This is a genomic window from Flavobacterium sp. (assembly GCF_046153165.1).
Taxonomy (GTDB): domain Bacteria; phylum Bacteroidota; class Bacteroidia; order Flavobacteriales; family Flavobacteriaceae; genus Flavobacterium.
Genome location: NZ_JBJXEN010000023.1, coordinates 22,828 through 39,047, shown reverse-complemented (window position 1 = coordinate 39,047; position 16,220 = coordinate 22,828). Strand labels below are relative to the sequence as shown.

The 16,220-nt window shown below is 31.9% G+C and carries 11 protein-coding genes; 6 read left to right on the top strand and 5 right to left on the bottom strand.

Translation table 11 applies throughout. The annotated features are described in order from the left end of the window. Nucleotides 1-1,629 (bottom strand): adenine deaminase (gene ade / locus ACKVOV_RS03420; RefSeq protein WP_409205373.1); only part of this gene is annotated, 1,629 nt, incomplete at its 3' end. A gap of 136 nt (nucleotides 1,630-1,765) precedes the next feature. On the opposite strand from ade, the gene recJ reads away from it, so the two are divergent. The 3 genes from recJ to ACKVOV_RS03405 are packed head-to-tail and all read left to right on the top strand — an operon-like array spanning nucleotide 1,766 to nucleotide 4,193. Next, entirely contained in the window at nucleotides 1,766-3,454 is a 1,689-nt protein-coding gene (gene recJ, locus ACKVOV_RS03415) for a single-stranded-DNA-specific exonuclease RecJ (RefSeq protein ID WP_409205372.1), read from the top strand. 11 nt (nucleotides 3,455-3,465) lie between these two features. Next, complete coding sequence (locus ACKVOV_RS03410) at nucleotides 3,466-3,639, top strand: hypothetical protein (RefSeq protein WP_409205371.1); 174 nt, start codon at nucleotides 3,466-3,468, stop codon at nucleotides 3,637-3,639. Then, nucleotides 3,639-4,193, top strand: coding sequence for a Smr/MutS family protein (locus ACKVOV_RS03405; protein ID WP_409205370.1), 555 nt, complete (start codon nucleotides 3,639-3,641; stop codon nucleotides 4,191-4,193). The genes ACKVOV_RS03410 and ACKVOV_RS03405 overlap by 1 nt, the downstream gene beginning before the upstream one ends. A gap of 8 nt (nucleotides 4,194-4,201) precedes the next feature. On the opposite strand, the gene ACKVOV_RS03400 is transcribed toward ACKVOV_RS03405, so the two are convergent. Next, on the bottom strand, nucleotides 4,202-4,375 hold the full coding sequence (locus ACKVOV_RS03400) for a hypothetical protein (RefSeq protein WP_409205369.1): 174 nt from the start codon (nucleotides 4,373-4,375) through the stop codon (nucleotides 4,202-4,204). A 20-nt stretch (nucleotides 4,376-4,395) separates the two neighbouring features. Continuing rightward, nucleotides 4,396-5,340: a hypothetical protein gene (locus ACKVOV_RS03395; RefSeq protein WP_409205368.1), complete on the bottom strand. Its 945-nt coding sequence runs from the start codon at nucleotides 5,338-5,340 to the stop codon at nucleotides 4,396-4,398. Nucleotides 5,341-5,591: 251 nt separating this feature from the next. Between ACKVOV_RS03395 and ACKVOV_RS03390 the strand changes: the two genes are divergently transcribed. From ACKVOV_RS03390 to ACKVOV_RS03380, 3 genes are all read left to right on the top strand, one after another. Beyond that, nucleotides 5,592-7,028 (top strand): MFS transporter, encoded by a 1,437-nt coding sequence (locus ACKVOV_RS03390; RefSeq protein WP_409205367.1) that lies wholly within the window; start codon nucleotides 5,592-5,594, stop codon nucleotides 7,026-7,028. A gap of 75 nt (nucleotides 7,029-7,103) precedes the next feature. After that, the gene (locus tag ACKVOV_RS03385) at nucleotides 7,104-8,024 is read left to right on the top strand and encodes an EamA family transporter (protein WP_409205366.1); all 921 of its coding nucleotides are present in this window, start codon (nucleotides 7,104-7,106) and stop codon (nucleotides 8,022-8,024) included. Beyond that, nucleotides 8,011-8,691, top strand: a complete 681-nt coding sequence (locus tag ACKVOV_RS03380; RefSeq protein ID WP_409205365.1) for a hypothetical protein — start codon at nucleotides 8,011-8,013, stop codon at nucleotides 8,689-8,691. The genes ACKVOV_RS03385 and ACKVOV_RS03380 overlap by 14 nt, the downstream gene beginning before the upstream one ends. Here ACKVOV_RS03380 and ACKVOV_RS03375 read toward each other — a convergent pair. Together ACKVOV_RS03375 and ACKVOV_RS03370 are read right to left on the bottom strand one after the other, a co-directional pair. Continuing rightward, nucleotides 8,672-10,963 (bottom strand): BamA/TamA family outer membrane protein, encoded by a 2,292-nt coding sequence (locus ACKVOV_RS03375; protein ID WP_409205364.1) that lies wholly within the window; start codon nucleotides 10,961-10,963, stop codon nucleotides 8,672-8,674. The two genes, ACKVOV_RS03380 and ACKVOV_RS03375, sit on opposite strands and share 20 nt — an antisense overlap. Continuing rightward, entirely contained in the window at nucleotides 10,956-15,950 is a 4,995-nt protein-coding gene (locus tag ACKVOV_RS03370; RefSeq protein ID WP_409205363.1) for a translocation/assembly module TamB domain-containing protein, read from the bottom strand. Before ACKVOV_RS03370 ends, ACKVOV_RS03375 begins: the two co-directional genes overlap by 8 nt. Nucleotides 15,951-16,220: the final 270 nt, after the last annotated feature.

The window sequence follows — 16,220 nt, the reverse complement described above, 5'->3', positions numbered from 1 at the left end:
AAACGAAAAAGTATTTCCACTAAACAAACCTTTATCAGATAATTTTAAATCCGGAATTACCAGAAGCGCCATAAATGAAAGTGTCATAAATGGTGCTTTTAGATTGCTACCTAAATCTTTTGCCATGGCATCAATTTCTTGGTACAATTTTCCAGTTTCCCAACCATCTTTATCACTCATAATTCCTGCAACTGGCAAAGCTAATGACTTATTTTGATTGCCATTTACAGCACAAATTCCGCCTGTATTTTTGATAATTAAATTGACAGCATTACAAATCTCTTCGTCCGATGTTCCGACCACCACAATATTATGACAATCATGTGCAACGGAACTTGCAATAGCACCTTTTTTTAGACCAAAATTCTTAATAAAAGCTACTGCTGGTTTGGTATTGTAATATCGGTTTACAACCGCCATTTTCAGTATATCATTCTCTATATCTGAAACGAGTTTTCCGTTTTCTATAAGAGAATCGTGGTGAATTTCATTGGTGATTAACTGTCCTTCTAAAGCTTCAATGACTCTAATTTGCTTCGCCTGTTCGCTTACGCTCGAGTTTGATGCGGAACTCGGAATTTGAAAATCACTAATTTCCTTTTCGGTAATGTTAAAGTTATTTGGTGTTTCAAAATCAACATGTTTTACAAACGATTGTCCGTTTTCGGCAACCAATTCGCCATTAATGTAGGTTTTATTGACTTTAAAATTGACTAAATCTTCTACAACAATAAAATCGGCTGCATCATTTTCTTTCAACAAACCCACCTTCATTTTGTAATGATTTACTGGATTTACGCAAGCTACTTGCAAGATTTTGAAAATATCAATTCCTTTGGCAACAGCACGAGCACAAAGCAAATTAATATGTCCTAAAATCAAATCATCTGGATGTTTGTCATCAGAACAAAACATCATATTTTCGTAATTTTCTGGAAGTAAATCGATCAATGCTTCAAAGTTTTTGGCAGCACTTCCTTCCCGAATAATAACTTTCATTCCAAGAGACAATTTTTCTTTCGCTTCATCATAAGTAAAACACTCGTGATCGGTTGTAATTCCTGCCGAAATGTATTTTTTGATTGGCTCTCCTCGCAATCCTGGCGCATGACCATCAACAGGTTTGTTGAAATGTTTTGCCCAAGCAATTTTTTTTAAAACTTCATCATCATCAAACAAAACGCCTGGATAATTCATCATTTCCGACAAATAATAAATATCTGGAGAAGCCATCAATTCTTTAATCTCTTCGGAATCGATAATGGCACCAGCAGTTTCAAAAGCGGTTGCAGGAACACAAGATGGTGCACCAAAATGAAATTTCAACGGCACTTTTTTGCCGTTTTCAATCATATAGTAAACACCTTCTTTTCCCAGTACATTGGCAATTTCGTGCGGATCAGAAATGGTAGCAACCGTTCCGTGAAGGACAGCAATTTTAGCAAATTCGGACGGAACAAGCATCGAACTTTCAATATGAATATGAGCATCAATAAATCCTGGAAGAATATAGTTTTTTACTTCATGATTTTTCTCAATTATAGAAATAATCTTACCATTTTCGACAGTTATTTCACCTGAAAAAAATCGTTTTTTCGCTATATCGACGATTTGTCCTTGAATTTGCATTTGTTTTATTTTAAATAAAGTAATAAAAGTCAAAAGTAATACCATTTTTTATTTTTGTCACTTTATTATTCGATGTTTTACTCTAAATTTGTTTTTCTATATGACGATAATTGTAATTTCTAATCCGTAATTAACTATGCGCTGGACAATCAAGCCAAAACCTGCTGAAGAAAAAGTCAAACATTTGGCGCAAGCCTTGAATATTGAAAATTTTGTAGCTTCATTGTTAATTCAACGAGGAATTGAAACTTACGATGAAGCCAAAGCCTTTTTTCGTCCTAGTTTAGATGATTTGCACAATCCCTATTTGATGAAAGATATGGATAAAGCGGTCGAAAGAATTGAAAAAGCGATTGCAAATAACGAAAATATCATGGTTTTTGGCGATTACGATGTCGATGGTACCACCGCAGTTTCATTGGTTTCTTCGTATTTAAAATCCTATTACAAAAATGTAGCTACTTATATTCCAGATCGTTATGACGAAGGTTATGGAATATCCTACAAAGGAATCGATTATGCCGATGATAACAGTATTACACTTATTATTGCACTAGATTGTGGTATAAAATCGATAGATCATGTGGTTTATGCCAAAGAACGAAATATCGATTTTATTATTTGTGATCACCATCGTCCGGGTGATTTTTTGCCCGATGCTGTTGCCGTTTTAGATCCAAAACGTGCCGATTGTTCTTATCCTTACGACGAACTTTGTGGTTGTGGCGTTGGTTTTAAATTGATACAGGCATTGGGTCAAAACCGAAACCAAACAATCGAAGATTTTATTCCGTATTTAGATTTAGTAGCGACAGCTATTGCTGCCGATATTGTTCCAATGACGGGTGAAAATAGAGTTTTAGCAAAATTTGGATTGGAAGTCATTAATACAAATCCAAGACCAGGAATTCAGGCTTTGATTCAGAACATAAAAAAGCAAGTGCTTACCATTACCGATGTGGTTTTTATTATTGCACCAAGAATAAATGCCGCAGGAAGAATAAAACATGGTAATTATGCAGTTGAATTATTAACAGAATTTGATTTAGAACAAGCTATTGAATTTGCTTCACAGATAGAAATTTTTAATGCCGACAGGAAAGATTTAGACAAACAAATTACCCAAGAAGCGTTGGTTCAGATTGAAATAAATGATGAAAGTAATAACTTTACAACGGTTGTTTATCAGGAAGATTGGCATAAGGGAGTTATAGGAATTGTAGCTTCCAGATTAATAGAAACACATTATAAACCAACGATTGTTTTTACAAAAAGTGGTGATAAATTAGCTGCTTCGGCACGTTCTGTCAAGGATTTTGATATTTATAATGCTTTAGAATCTAGTGCGGAATATCTAGAACAATTTGGCGGACACATGTATGCTGCAGGAATGACTCTAAAAGAAGAAAATTACGAAGCTTTTAAAAATAAATTTGAAGAAGTGGTTAAAGAGAGTATTCATCCCGATTTGCGTATTCCTGAAATTGCTATTGATGCTGAAATTTATTTATCTGATATAAATGAAAAACTAGTTCGAATTTTAAAACAGTTTGAACCCTTTGGCCCACAAAATATGACACCTGTTTTTATTTCAAAAAACATAAAAGATACAGGTTATGGAAAAACGATGGGTAAAGAAGAAGAACATCTAAGATTGTTTGTAAAACAAGATAATAGTGAAGGTTTTGCTGCGATTGGGTTTAATTTATCTCAAAAAATGGATTGTATAACCAACAATAAATCATTTGATGCGGTATATTGTATCGAAGAAAACGAATGGAACGGAAATGTAACTTTGCAACTGAAATTAAGAGATATAAATTAAAAAAAATGAAGTTGAAAAACATATATATTATAGTAATGATTCTCATTGCAATTGCCTTGTTTTGGAATCAAAATACGGTAAAACCAAACCTTTGGATAAAAATTATAGGCATAGTTTTATTCTTTTTTGGTATGATGAAGTTAAGTGCAAAAACACCCAGTAAAAATCAAGATAACGAAGAATAATGTTTGCAAAAGGAGATAATATTTCGGTTTTAGACGACGCTATAAATGGTGTTGTTCTTAAAGTGAATGGAAAAATAGTAACGATTGAAACAGAAGATGGTTTTGAACTCGATTATAACGAAAAAGAACTTATTTTAATAGAATCTTCAAGCGATTTGATGAATAATATTTCTAAAACTAATTTCTCATCGGTAGCAAAAGAAAAAGAAATTCCGAAACCAAGAAGTTTTGTGAAGGAAAAAAAATCTAAAAAAGAAGAATTTGTGCTCGAGATAGATTTACATATCGAAAAACTGGTTCCCAACAAACGAGGAATGAGTAATTATGATATTTTAAACATTCAAACAGAAACGGTAAAACGTCAAATGGATTTTGCTTTACGCAATCGAATCCCAAAAGTGGTTTTTATACACGGAGTGGGAGAGGGAGTGCTAAAATCCGAACTCGATTTTTTATTAGGTCGTTATGAAAATATTACTTTTCAAGATGCAAATTATCAGAAATATGGTGTTGGAGCAACTGAAGTTTATTTTATTCAGAAGAAAAACAGCTGATAAAATTATTAATCCAAATCTTTTCTGTTTTTAGAACGGTAATACATCCAATAAGCAATACCAACTAAAAAAACAAAGGGTAAAAACGAACCAATTATCAATCCCAATTGATAGCCAGAATTAGGAGCATTTTTTAGTTTTTCGTTAATGCCTACTTGTAAAATAAGAGATGTAAAATTCATGTAATTGTTTATAATTAAGGTTACATCGTTATATATTCCCCAAAAACAAAATTATCATTGGTAGGATAAATATAGGTTAGAATTCCTTTTTTGAAAGTTGTTTTGTATAAAGTAATGGTATGTTTAAAGTGTGTAGCATCAATTGCAACAGTTTCGACACTTATTATACCACTAGTTCCAGCTACTCCATCTTGTGCAATCCATTCCTCAGTAAGTGTTGGAGTAGATGGGGTGATTGCTGCACAGAAGAAATTAGAATTTAAACTACCGTTATAAACCCTGTAAATTACTTTGTTAGTTGTCGTATTTATTAATGCAGTTCTAGGAGAACCAATTGGAGTTACGGCATTGGTAAACAATGAAGGATCAACATCTAATAATAAAGCATTCGTACCATTATATTTAAAAATTAAATTATTTCCACCGCAATTTTGCGTTGTGGCAAGAGAATAATCAAAATTTAAGTTAACAATTTCAGTTCTATAACTTCCAAAAGTGTACGAATCATAAACTATTTGTTTATCAGGAGTAATAAATGTTATATTTTTAAAAACAATATTATGGTTGTAAGCAACAACCGTAGTTCCACCAGTATCAAAAATTTTGGTTGTTGTAATTTCTACAGTTCCTCCAGTTACAATCCATTCTTCTAGAACAGGAATTGTTGGTGTGTCACAAATATTACTTGTTGAAGTAGTTGTTGCAAATTTTCTGTAAGTTAATGATGTTGTACCTCCAATAGATACAACTCTAGGCGTATTTATTACTGTTTCGGTATTTGGAAAATTGGTCTCAGGAGTGTTAAAAATTAATGCTTCTACATCATTAATTTTATATAAAACATTTGAAGTACTACATTTTTGAACAGTTGCATTTTCAAAAACAAAATTTTCGGTAATTAAATTACCGTCATCACAACCTGTTAATAGTAAAAAACTTACAAATAGAGTTAGGAAATACTTCATTATCATTAATTTTAAACAAAAATAATATTTTTAATTTCAAATGAAAGGATAATACAGAATTAACTTTTTTTTAGTATTCTTATTTGCTTTTTAAACAAATAAGAACGAAATCGATTTCGTTAATAACTTAATTTGGGTTAATATATATTTTTATCATTTAAAATGTATTTTTATCAAAATTTAATTCCTTTTTTAGAATAATTATAATTTTAAAGTATAAAAAATAACAATCAAAAAAAACTAAATTAATTATGAATTCAGAAAATGTGCAAACCAAGTGGGGACAATTTATTCCTTTAGTAATAGTCTTCTTTTTTTGGGGATTTGTTGCTGCTAGTAACGATATTTTAATACCGGTTTTTAAAAAGGCATTTGATTTAACACAAGGTCAAAGCCAGTTAGTTTCTTTAGCATTTTATATAGCTTATACTGTGGGGTCCTTAATATATATGGGAATTTCTATGCTAATGAAAGAAGATTTGGTTAATAAAATAGGTTACAAAAACGGATTAGCATTAGGTTTAACAATTTCTGCGTTTGGAACTTTATTGTTTTATCCAGCAGCAAATACAGGTTCATTTACATTAATGTTGTGTGGCTTGTTTATTGTTGCGTTAGGTTTTTCATTACAACAAACAGTTGCAAATCCTCTAGCAATTGCTCTAGGGCCAATAAAAACAGGATCTCAGCGTTTAATTATGGCAGGTGGAATTAATAATTTAGGGACTACAATAGGTCCATTAATTGTAAGTTTTGCTATATTTGGCTCAGCTACTTCTGGTGTTACAAACATGAGTATAGAGAGTGTTAAAATTCCTTATTTGGTTCTAGGATTAGCTTTTTTATTAGCAGCAGTAATGTTAAAATTTTCTTCACTTCCAGATAAACCAGTTGCTGTTGTTGAAAGCGCTGAAAATGCATTGTCGATAAAAAGTTCAGCTCTTAAATACCCACAATTAGTTATGGGTATGATTGCTATTTTTGTATATGTTGGTGTCGAAGTTTCTACAGCAAGTAATTTGCCTGCTTATATGGAAACAAAGCTAGGATTTTTAACTCAAGATATTGCTCCTTATATTTCATTGTATTGGGCTAGTTTAATGATTGGTCGTTGGACAGGTGCAGTAGAAGCATTTACAAATGAAATTAATTTACAAAAAATATTAAGATTTGTTGCACCTTATTTGGCATTTGGGGTTTTCTTGGGTGTTAATAAATTTATGAACCATGATTTAACACCTTTTTATGTTTATGCGTTAATCATTCTTGTATTAATTGGTGCTGATATTGCTAGCAAAGGAAATCCAGCAAGAATGTTATTAATATTTTCTGGATTAGGAATTTTGGCATTATTAACAGGAATGTTTACAACAGGAATAATAAGTGTTTATGCATTTACAAGTGTTGGACTTTTTTGTAGTACTTTGTGGCCATGTATTTTTACATTAGCTATCAGTGGATTAGGAAAGCATACCAGTCAAGGAAGTAGTTTCCTTATAATGATGATTATGGGTGGAGGAATTGTAAGTTGGTTACAAGGATATGTTTCAGAAAGCATAGGTATTCAAAGCAGTTATGTAATAGGAGTTTTGTGTTTTGCTTATTTGGCTTTTTATGCTTGGAAAGTAAAAAGTATATTGACAAGTCAAGGGATTGATTTTGATAAAAAAGTAGAAGCAAGTCACTAAGAAAATTCTTAAATATATATTAATAAAAAAATTCGGAGAAAGGTAATTTAGTACTTTTGCTCCGAATTTTTTTATATGCAAATCAATAAATATTATTTATCGGCACTATCATCCTTTGTTATTTGGGGATTTTTTAGTTTGGCACTAAAACCATTACATAATTATCCGTCATTAGATATTCTATTTTATAGGGTTTTTTACGCAACTGGATTATCTCTAATTATTAATCTTTTATTTAGAAAAGAAAAGCTAAAAACTGATTGGAAATCATTCGTTACTTTAGAAAAAAGTGAAAAAATAAATACATTTTTACTAACTATTCTTGGTGGATTTTTACTCATATTAAATTGGTTTTTGTTTATGTATGCCGTAAATCATGTTAGTCTAAAATCGGCTTCATTTGCATATTTAATTTGTCCAATTGTCACCACTATTTTAGCTTATTTTATTCTTAAAGAAAAATTGAGTAAATGGCAATGGTTTTCAGTATTTTTATGTGTAATTAGTTGCGGAATATTATCTTACGGAGATTTTAACGGGCTTATTTACAGTTTAGTAATTGCAATTTCTTTTGCCTTGTATTTAATAAGTCAAAGAAAAAATAATAAGTTCGATCGATTTGTAGTATTAACAGTTCAATTGCTAATAGCATCAATAGTTTTGTTGCCATTTTTTCCTGTTTATAGAGGCGAAACTCCAACGGAATCAATATTTTATATTCTGATGATTGTAATTGTAGTATTGTTTACAATTATTCCGTTATTTTTAAATTTATTTGCTCTAAAAGGTATGAATTCTTCAGCAGTTGGTATTTTAATGTATACCAATCCGATGATAAATTTTTTATTGGCAATTTTTTATTTTAAAGAAGAAATTAATTTGACACAAATTGTTTCGTATTCATTGATTTTAATTTCTGTTGTTATATTTAATGAAAGATTTTTGTTTAGTTCAAAAAAGAAAATAAATAAACAGAATAATTATGAAATCGAATAGTATATTGAGATTGTTGAGTCTTTTAGGATTCCTTTTATTATTTGCTCCATTTTATGATAGCTGTAATGGTAAAGGAATGAAAGATACAGTTATTGAAGCTCCTGCTGCTGAGGAAATTTTGCCACTTGGAGAAACTGATACAATCGCTGACAATAAAATGCTGATTGAGAATGACACTATTAATAGTCATATCATAATTGAAAATGATATTATCAGTAATGTAATAATGAAAGAACCTTCATTTTATGAAAAAATCTATGAGTTTATTGATGATGAGCATAATCAAAATGCTTTTGAGATGGCTTATATCTCAATAGATACAATTAAAACGTTGTTTAAGAATTCTCTTGATAAGATTTTGATGGACTGTAAAGAAGGTATCGCTAAAAGAGATTTCTCGGGCCTAGCATTTCTTGTTGGATTTTTCTGCGTTCTAATTATAGTGCTAAATACTGTAGTTATTTTAGTATTGTCAAGTATTAAAAGATTTAAGTTAATTTATAAGTTTTTAAATATAAACTTGATATGCAGTTTTATTTTCCTTATCAGCGTATTCTTTTTACCGTTTTTTGAAACTTATACTCAGGTAAAATGGGGTTACTACGCATTTATTACGGTTCAGATTTGGATTTATTTCATTTCAAAACCTAAAAAGGATACCCAATAGCTAAATTGAAAACCAAATTTTCTTTTAACCAAGCACCATTTCCAAAATTCACCTTATCCATTACCCATCTTTGTCCTTCTGGCAAATACGGTTTTCGAATAGGGAAAGCCAAATCGGTTCTTAACACCAGAAATGAAAAATCAAAACGCAATCCAGCACCCACACCAACAGCAATCTCATCAAGGAATTTTGAAGAAAATTTGGAACCAGGTTTGTTAACATTATCATTTAACAACCAAATATTTCCTGCATCTACAAACAAGGCACCGTTTATAAATCGATAAATATTGGCTCGGTATTCGGTATTCATTTCTAATTTTACATCACCGGATTGATCTGGTAAAAACGTGCTGGAATCGTTGAAACCATTATACGTTCCTGGACCTAGAGATCGCGAACGAAAAGCTCTCAGACTATTGGTACCGCCAATAAAAAACTGTTTGCTAAAAGGAATTTCGTCAGAGTTGCCATAGGCGAAAGCGGCTCCCATGATAATTCTGCTTGAAATTTGTGACGTTTTAGTCAGCTTGTAATTGTGTTTGAACTCGTTTTGTATTTTCACATATTGGCTAAAAGGAATATTGAAGATTTTAATAGTATCCCCTTTTTTGATATTGGCACCCGTAACAAGTCCAGTAACATTCCCTGATAAATCAATACTTCCTTTGTAGAAGAAAGTGTTTTTCTTTCTTTTCTGCATGGTATTGGTATACGTATAAGAATAGGTAGGGCCAAAAATCAACTGTTTTTCAACCACTTTTCTCAAACTTTCGTTGGCCGCAATTTGTTCGTTATACAAATCAGAAACATTCTGCGGACTTGCAAAAGTGATTTCCGTGACATTTAATTGATGTTCTGTGCGTTCGTTTCCTTTCCATATATAACCAAAAGCCGCTTTGAAAGTTTGTAATGAGTATAATTTAATCCGGTTTTGATTTTCATAGCCCAAAGTTGCTTTTGTTCTTGGCACAAAACCACTTGAAGAATTTAGTTTGAAAGGGGATATAAATCGAGGCCAAATCAAATTGGCTTCGGAACCAAATCGGTATACATTGAAACCGTTTTTTTCTCCGCTTAATTGTACTTCAAAACCTCCAAATGCCGAAATAGTCAGTAATTCTGCTCCACGAAAAGTGTTGCGGTTGCTCCAATTTACATTTAATTCGGTACCCGTATAATTGGCAGAATTTGTTTTGGCTAAAATTTCGACACGTATTGATTTTTTGGTTAATGGAGTCAAATAATAATAGGCATCCAAATAATTTCCTATCGTATTAGAAACAATAAATTGGTTTTTCACAAACTTGAAAGTACCCAAATTAACCAGTCTATTTAAGGATAAATTATGATTGGTACGGTTGTACAAATCGTTTTTTTTGAAATACAATACACGGTCAAAAACACGGGGTTCAAATAGTTTTTCATTATCGATAATTGTGAAATCTTTATACTTTACAATCGAATCCGATGCTACACTTAAGCTGTCAGCATTAATACCATAATTGGGGTAAATAATAATTTTATTGATTTTGAAACTGGTTTTACCTATTTTTGGTGCTTCATTTTTTACTTTGACAATCAAATCCACCTGATGATCTGCAACTGTGCTGTCCACTTGAATTTTGAGATAATCCGGATTGAAATAGAAGTATCCTTTTTCTTTTAAACGTGAGTCAATTCGAACTCTTTCCTCTTTAATTAAGGCTAGGTTGTAGGGGTTTCCATCTTTCAACAGGCTTCTTAGTTGTGTTTTGTAAATTTCAATTGAAATGTCAGCAGAATCTGTTGGGAATTGAACCGATTTAATTTTGTATTGCTGCTTTGTATTGATGTTATAATTTGCCTCTACTTTTTTTCCGTTCCTGGTAGAATCGGCAGTGGTTTTAGCATTAAAATAGCCATTGTTTTCAACATAATTCTGCAGCAAGCTTTTATTGAATTGTAAATCGACCTGACTGAACAAAACGGGTGGTTCTCCCACGGTATATTTTAACCAATGCCCAAATCCTTTTTCTTTTTTCACGTCGCCGGCAAGGTTGTAAAAGAATAATCTATATCGCAGTCCAAGGAATTTTTTATTGGGCTTTGGAATCAGTAATTTGTTGGATTCTGTTTGTAATAACTTACGTTCTTTATTTGTAGTTTCTTTGCTTTTTTCCACTATTATTTTACCTCCTGTGTATAGTAATTCGCCTTCCGGCAAATGCTTTGTATTGCTGCAGGAAGAGGCAAATAATGCCAAAAACAGAAAATATAAAATGTTCTTAGTCATTCGGTTTCTTTTTAGGTTCTTTTGATTTTTCCATTTGCTTTCTATGAAATATTTCGCGGAATTTGTTGTAATCAATTGTGATGATAAAACCAACACCGGTTTCAATGACCTGACCTTGCAGTGCCACTTGATATTTATTTTTTCGATAAGCACGAATTTTATAACGGCCATCTTTTGAAATTTGATATTCAGCAGCAATATCTCCTGCAATATTATTTGCCTGTTGATTTTCTTGTTTTTCACCCTGAATTCCAAAGCTACTACCAACTGTAACTTTCAATCGATCGTTCAATAATTTTTTAGAAAGGCCCACATTCAAATCGGTTCTGTTTTCTTCTTTACCGGTGGTATAATCTTGGGAAGTATCTAAATTAAAATCCAATTCCACACCATTTATCAAATCAGCTGCAAGATTATTGAGCTGTTGAGACAAAACCTTGCTCACACTTTCTCTGGCTAAAGAAGAAGCTGTGGTGCCACCGCTTTCGCTTGAAAAGGGGTTCTCACCAATAAACCGATTAAGTAAAAGCAATGCAAAAACTTGTTTGTTCAATTCATCAGGTTCTTCTCTGAGTTGTGTCAATTTAGCTTGCGTAGCATCAATGATTTCTGCTGAAACAGAGTTGTTGCCTTCGGGTAAGATAACATCAAATGTAATGTCGGGTTTCAATAAATCACCTTTCATTTTCAATTCGGTTTCAAAAGGAATTTTTTGCTTGTACGTGTTTCTTTCTTCCGGGGTAAGATTCATTAATTGGTCATTCAGCAAATTAATAGGTGCTGTTTCTATTTTATAAATCGCAGTAATATTTATGTCGGCCGTGGTTGGTTCTCCAGTCCAAAGAATATAACTTCCTTTTTTGATGTCGAATTTTCGTTTGATTAAATTAAAATTCATTTCATAAGTACCACCAGTAAACTCATACCTTCCTGTTAGGGTTGTTTTTCCGGAAGCGTCAATCCCTCCGGTGAGTTGTGCTTCGCCTTTTAATTTTAAATAATCTCCGTTGGCTTTATCAATAATCATCGACAATTCGGCTTCTTTATCAATTTCAATATTTACCGAGGCAATGATGCCTTTAATTTCGGTTTGACTCAATGCTTCTTCGGCTGAAACGGTGGTGATTAATTTAGGTTGATCTTGGTCAATAAACTCTACAATACCTTCTCTGTCAGCAATTGATGGATCTGATTGTGGCAAAACAACAGTGAATTTAGTGTCTTTATTTATCTTTATTTCTCCTTCCACTATGGGTTGATTCAAGGTACCTTTGACTGTTAAATGATTGTCCAAATACAATTCGCCATAATAAAGCGGATTGTCTTTCGATTTAGAATTTACCGCCTTGAAATTATCAGCATCCACCGTCAAATTAAAACCAAAATTATAATTATTTTGATTCGTAACTTTCCCGTTAATAATAAGTTCGTTGTTTGTTTCATCTTTTATGGTAAAATTATCAAGGGTAGCACTATTGTTTAAAAACACAATTTTGTCATTCATCGATTTGAAATTGGGGTTGAGTTGTGTGACTTTGAAGCCAACCTCATGAAATTGTAAATCGCCCAAGACTAAAGGTTGTAAAGTAGTTCCTTTAATTTTAAAGTTTCCTGAAACAAAGCCAGTACTTTCCTTTATATTATCGAATGTGAATCCTTGAATGCTTTTTACATGCAGTTTTGCGATGTCGAAGTTCAAATCGAAATTGCTATTAGTAGTTTTGTAATTTCCGTCTAAACTAAGTTGGTTGTCTTGGCCCTCTAGTAGAATTTTTGCATCATATTGATTGGCAATTTGATTGTTTACATTAATTTTCAATGTTCCTAATGTATCTTTTCGGAAGGCAAAATCTTCAATTGTCAAATCGGAAGTGAAAAGTGCTGATTTTTCGATATTTTTTATCAAGGCATTTCCGTTAATTTTTCCGCTCATTTGGAAATCAGTTTTTTGGGCAATATTGGTAATGGTTTCAATTTCAAAATCCTTGAAGTCAATAGTAATTGGTGCATGGGGTTGTTCCGATTGTGATTGAATTTTGATACTGTTTCCTGCCTTTGATAATTCAAAATCATTGGCATAAAGCCCGTTTCTTCCAAAACGGATTTCATTATTCTCGCTTAGATTCCATGAGTCATAATCTAGCAATAGATTTTTCGGATTCAAATTGATGGCAGAATTCCCATTTTTAGTTTTTAAGGTTCCCGAAATAAAATAACGTTCTTTGTTATTCAAATCTTTCAACTGTAACGCATAATCGATGACATCGTTTTCCACTTTTCCTACAATATTAGTATAGGGTAATTGAAATTGTGGGTTTTGGATATCGTCAACCATTAGGTTGTAAACTAATGCCTTGTCCTTGGTGTATACTTTTATTTCAGCATTTGTAATTGCGTTTTTACCATATACTAATTTTGGAATTTTACCATTCAAAATAATCGTGTCATTCACAGAATTGTATCTGCCAGAAATGGTAATGGGTTCTATACTTTTCAGTTCTGGTACAAACTTCAACAAAATAGGGCTGTCCTTTACATTCATATTAAACGCAAAATGTTGAGATTCTAGACTGCTTTTTTTAGTACTTGAATTGCTGTCATAATATTTTGCAATCGAATTTTGTAAGGCAGCTCCAATTTGGGATAGTTTGTATTTTCCATCCACATTGGCATTTATGAATTGGGATTTCAACAGTAACGTATTTTTTTCTGCGGTAGAAGTTGCCGTTAGGGTAATACTATCCAATACAAATTGGTCTTTTTCATTGGCAATAATAATATGATGCGCGTTCACATTGCCGTTCAAATAATCCAAATCTGCCGATTGGATATCAGCATCCAATTCGCCACGCATTTTCATTGCTCCAGCGTGCAGGTTGAGTTTGTTTAAATCGGCAATATCGACATTCAAATGCAATTTTCCAGAAGGATATTTGTCACGAAAACTCCCGCTGGAAACCAAATCAAAAGTTAGATTTGGATCTTTTGTGTTGATATTAGCATCGAATAAACCGTTATTTATTTTGCCTTTTACTGTAATGTTTTGATAGGTATATTTTTTAAAATTGGCTTTGGCAATCATACCATCAACCATAGCATTGGCTATCTTTGGATTCAGACCTGTTCCTTTAACAGTAGCTTTTAAAGTGATTTTCCCAATGGTATCGTTTTTGATCAGCTTCCCTAAATCAAAATTATCAATTTCGATTTGAGCGTTGTATGTTTCTTTGTTTTTAATACGTTGGTCAAAAACGGCTTTGATTTTGGCATTGCCATAACTACTGATAATGTTTAAATTTGTATTGAAATTGGAAATTGTTCCTTTGAAAGTTCCTTTAGTAGTAAACTGAGAAGGTAACTGAATTGAGTTGGGCACTGTTCCTTTTGGCAGTATGTTATTGACATCTTTGGCATTTGATTGTAAGTTTTTAATCTTCAAATTATAATAGGCTATCTTGGAATTGGGTAATCCAACAATTTTTCCGCTTACCGCGATTTTTGTAGTTCCAATACCACTAACCTCTAAATTTGGAAAAGAAATATTTTTTAATTTACCGATAATGGTGCCATTCATAGAAATTACTGCCTTCTGATTATTGCTAAATGGGGACGTGTTTTCCAATGTAGGAGCAAAGAGCAGAAGTTCTTTGATGCTCAATTTACTGTTGGTTAAATGCGCATTTATGTATAACTCTCCGGGATATTCTTTAAGTATTGACCTTGAAGCATAGTTCACAATAATTTCATTTCGAAGTATTGTTTGCGGTGTTTTTAAATACAAGTTTTTCAAAGTGACACCTTGATCATTATAAATAAAATTGGTTTTTAAGGATTGAACGTTCAAACCTTTTTTTTCTTTTATCGAAAGGGAATTGATAATTCCGGATGTTTTTTCCGGATTGTAGTTTAACTTCTCAGCTTGAAGGTTAAAATTATCAATGTCTAAATGCTGGTAGTCGATACCGTTTTTGACGGCGACTGAATTTTGGTTATCAAAATGGAAATTGACTTTTTCTAAATTAATTTTATTGGTTTTAATTTTCCAATTGTTCGTTGGAGTAGTAGAGATGTTATTTTCCGTAACCGTTTTTTCTAATTTACCTATTTCCAAATCTCCTTTTGTATCATACAACGTAAGGGTTTCGATATCAATAAGTTGATTTTGTAAGTCAATTGTATTAAATTTTGCCTGCAATTTCTCAAATACAAGTTTTGTATTTAATCTGTTAGTTTCATCTTGGTAATCAATATCAATTTTTGACAAATCGATTTCACCGAGTTGTATTTTTAAATTGATTTTGTCTGCTTTTATAACTACTTTTTTTTGGATTTCATTAAGCGTTTCCACCAAACCTTGTTTCATTTTCAATTTGGCGCCATCAATTTTTACTTTAGGAATTTCGAAATTCATTTTGTCTAATTCAAAAGTTTTGATTCGGGTATCAAAATGGTTTAAAGTAACAGCGATATCATTTTTGGAAAGGGCATCCAAATACTTGAATTTCAAATTGTCTATATTGATTTTGCCCAAAGAAAACTCCATCGGGGGTGAATTATTATTCGGTTTTTTTGGCGAAGCAAAGGCTTTAATAATGTAGTCAAAATTGAAAACAGAATCTTTGTCTCTCTTTATATTGGCTGTGATTCCTTCTAAACTAGCCGAATTGATTTCCACATTGTTGTTCATCAATTTAAACAAACTGATGTCAAGGACTAGTTTTTTACCAGCTAAAAGGGTATCGTTTTTTTGATCTTCAAAATAAACACCTTCAAGGATTACTTTTTTTGGGAGGCCAATTTCAATTCGATCGATAGAAACTTTAGTATGAATTTTGCCTTCAATATAGCTTACCGCTTTTTCTTTAACTAAATTTTGGACAAAAGGAACTTGAAGTGCTAACACCAACAAAAGAAAAATTCCAATGATGGAGCCCACAATCCAAAAGAAAATTTTAAAGCCCTTCTTTATATTTTTTTTCAAATTCACCCTTTTTTTAGTTTGGAATAAAGTTAACCACAAAGTTGGTTTTTTTAACGATAAAAAATTTACATAATTACGAGGTAATGTTGTAAGATTATTTGAAAGTATTTCCTAATTAAAATGATATTCCTCAGTTTTTGTTATCGTTCAAAATGAACGATCAAAAATTGGTTATAGCTCCTGAAAACCGCCATCTTGTCATATTGTTTTCCGCCAATTATTTATAAAACTGACAATTATATACCAACTCTTTTATTGGCACAAAACTTGACTATA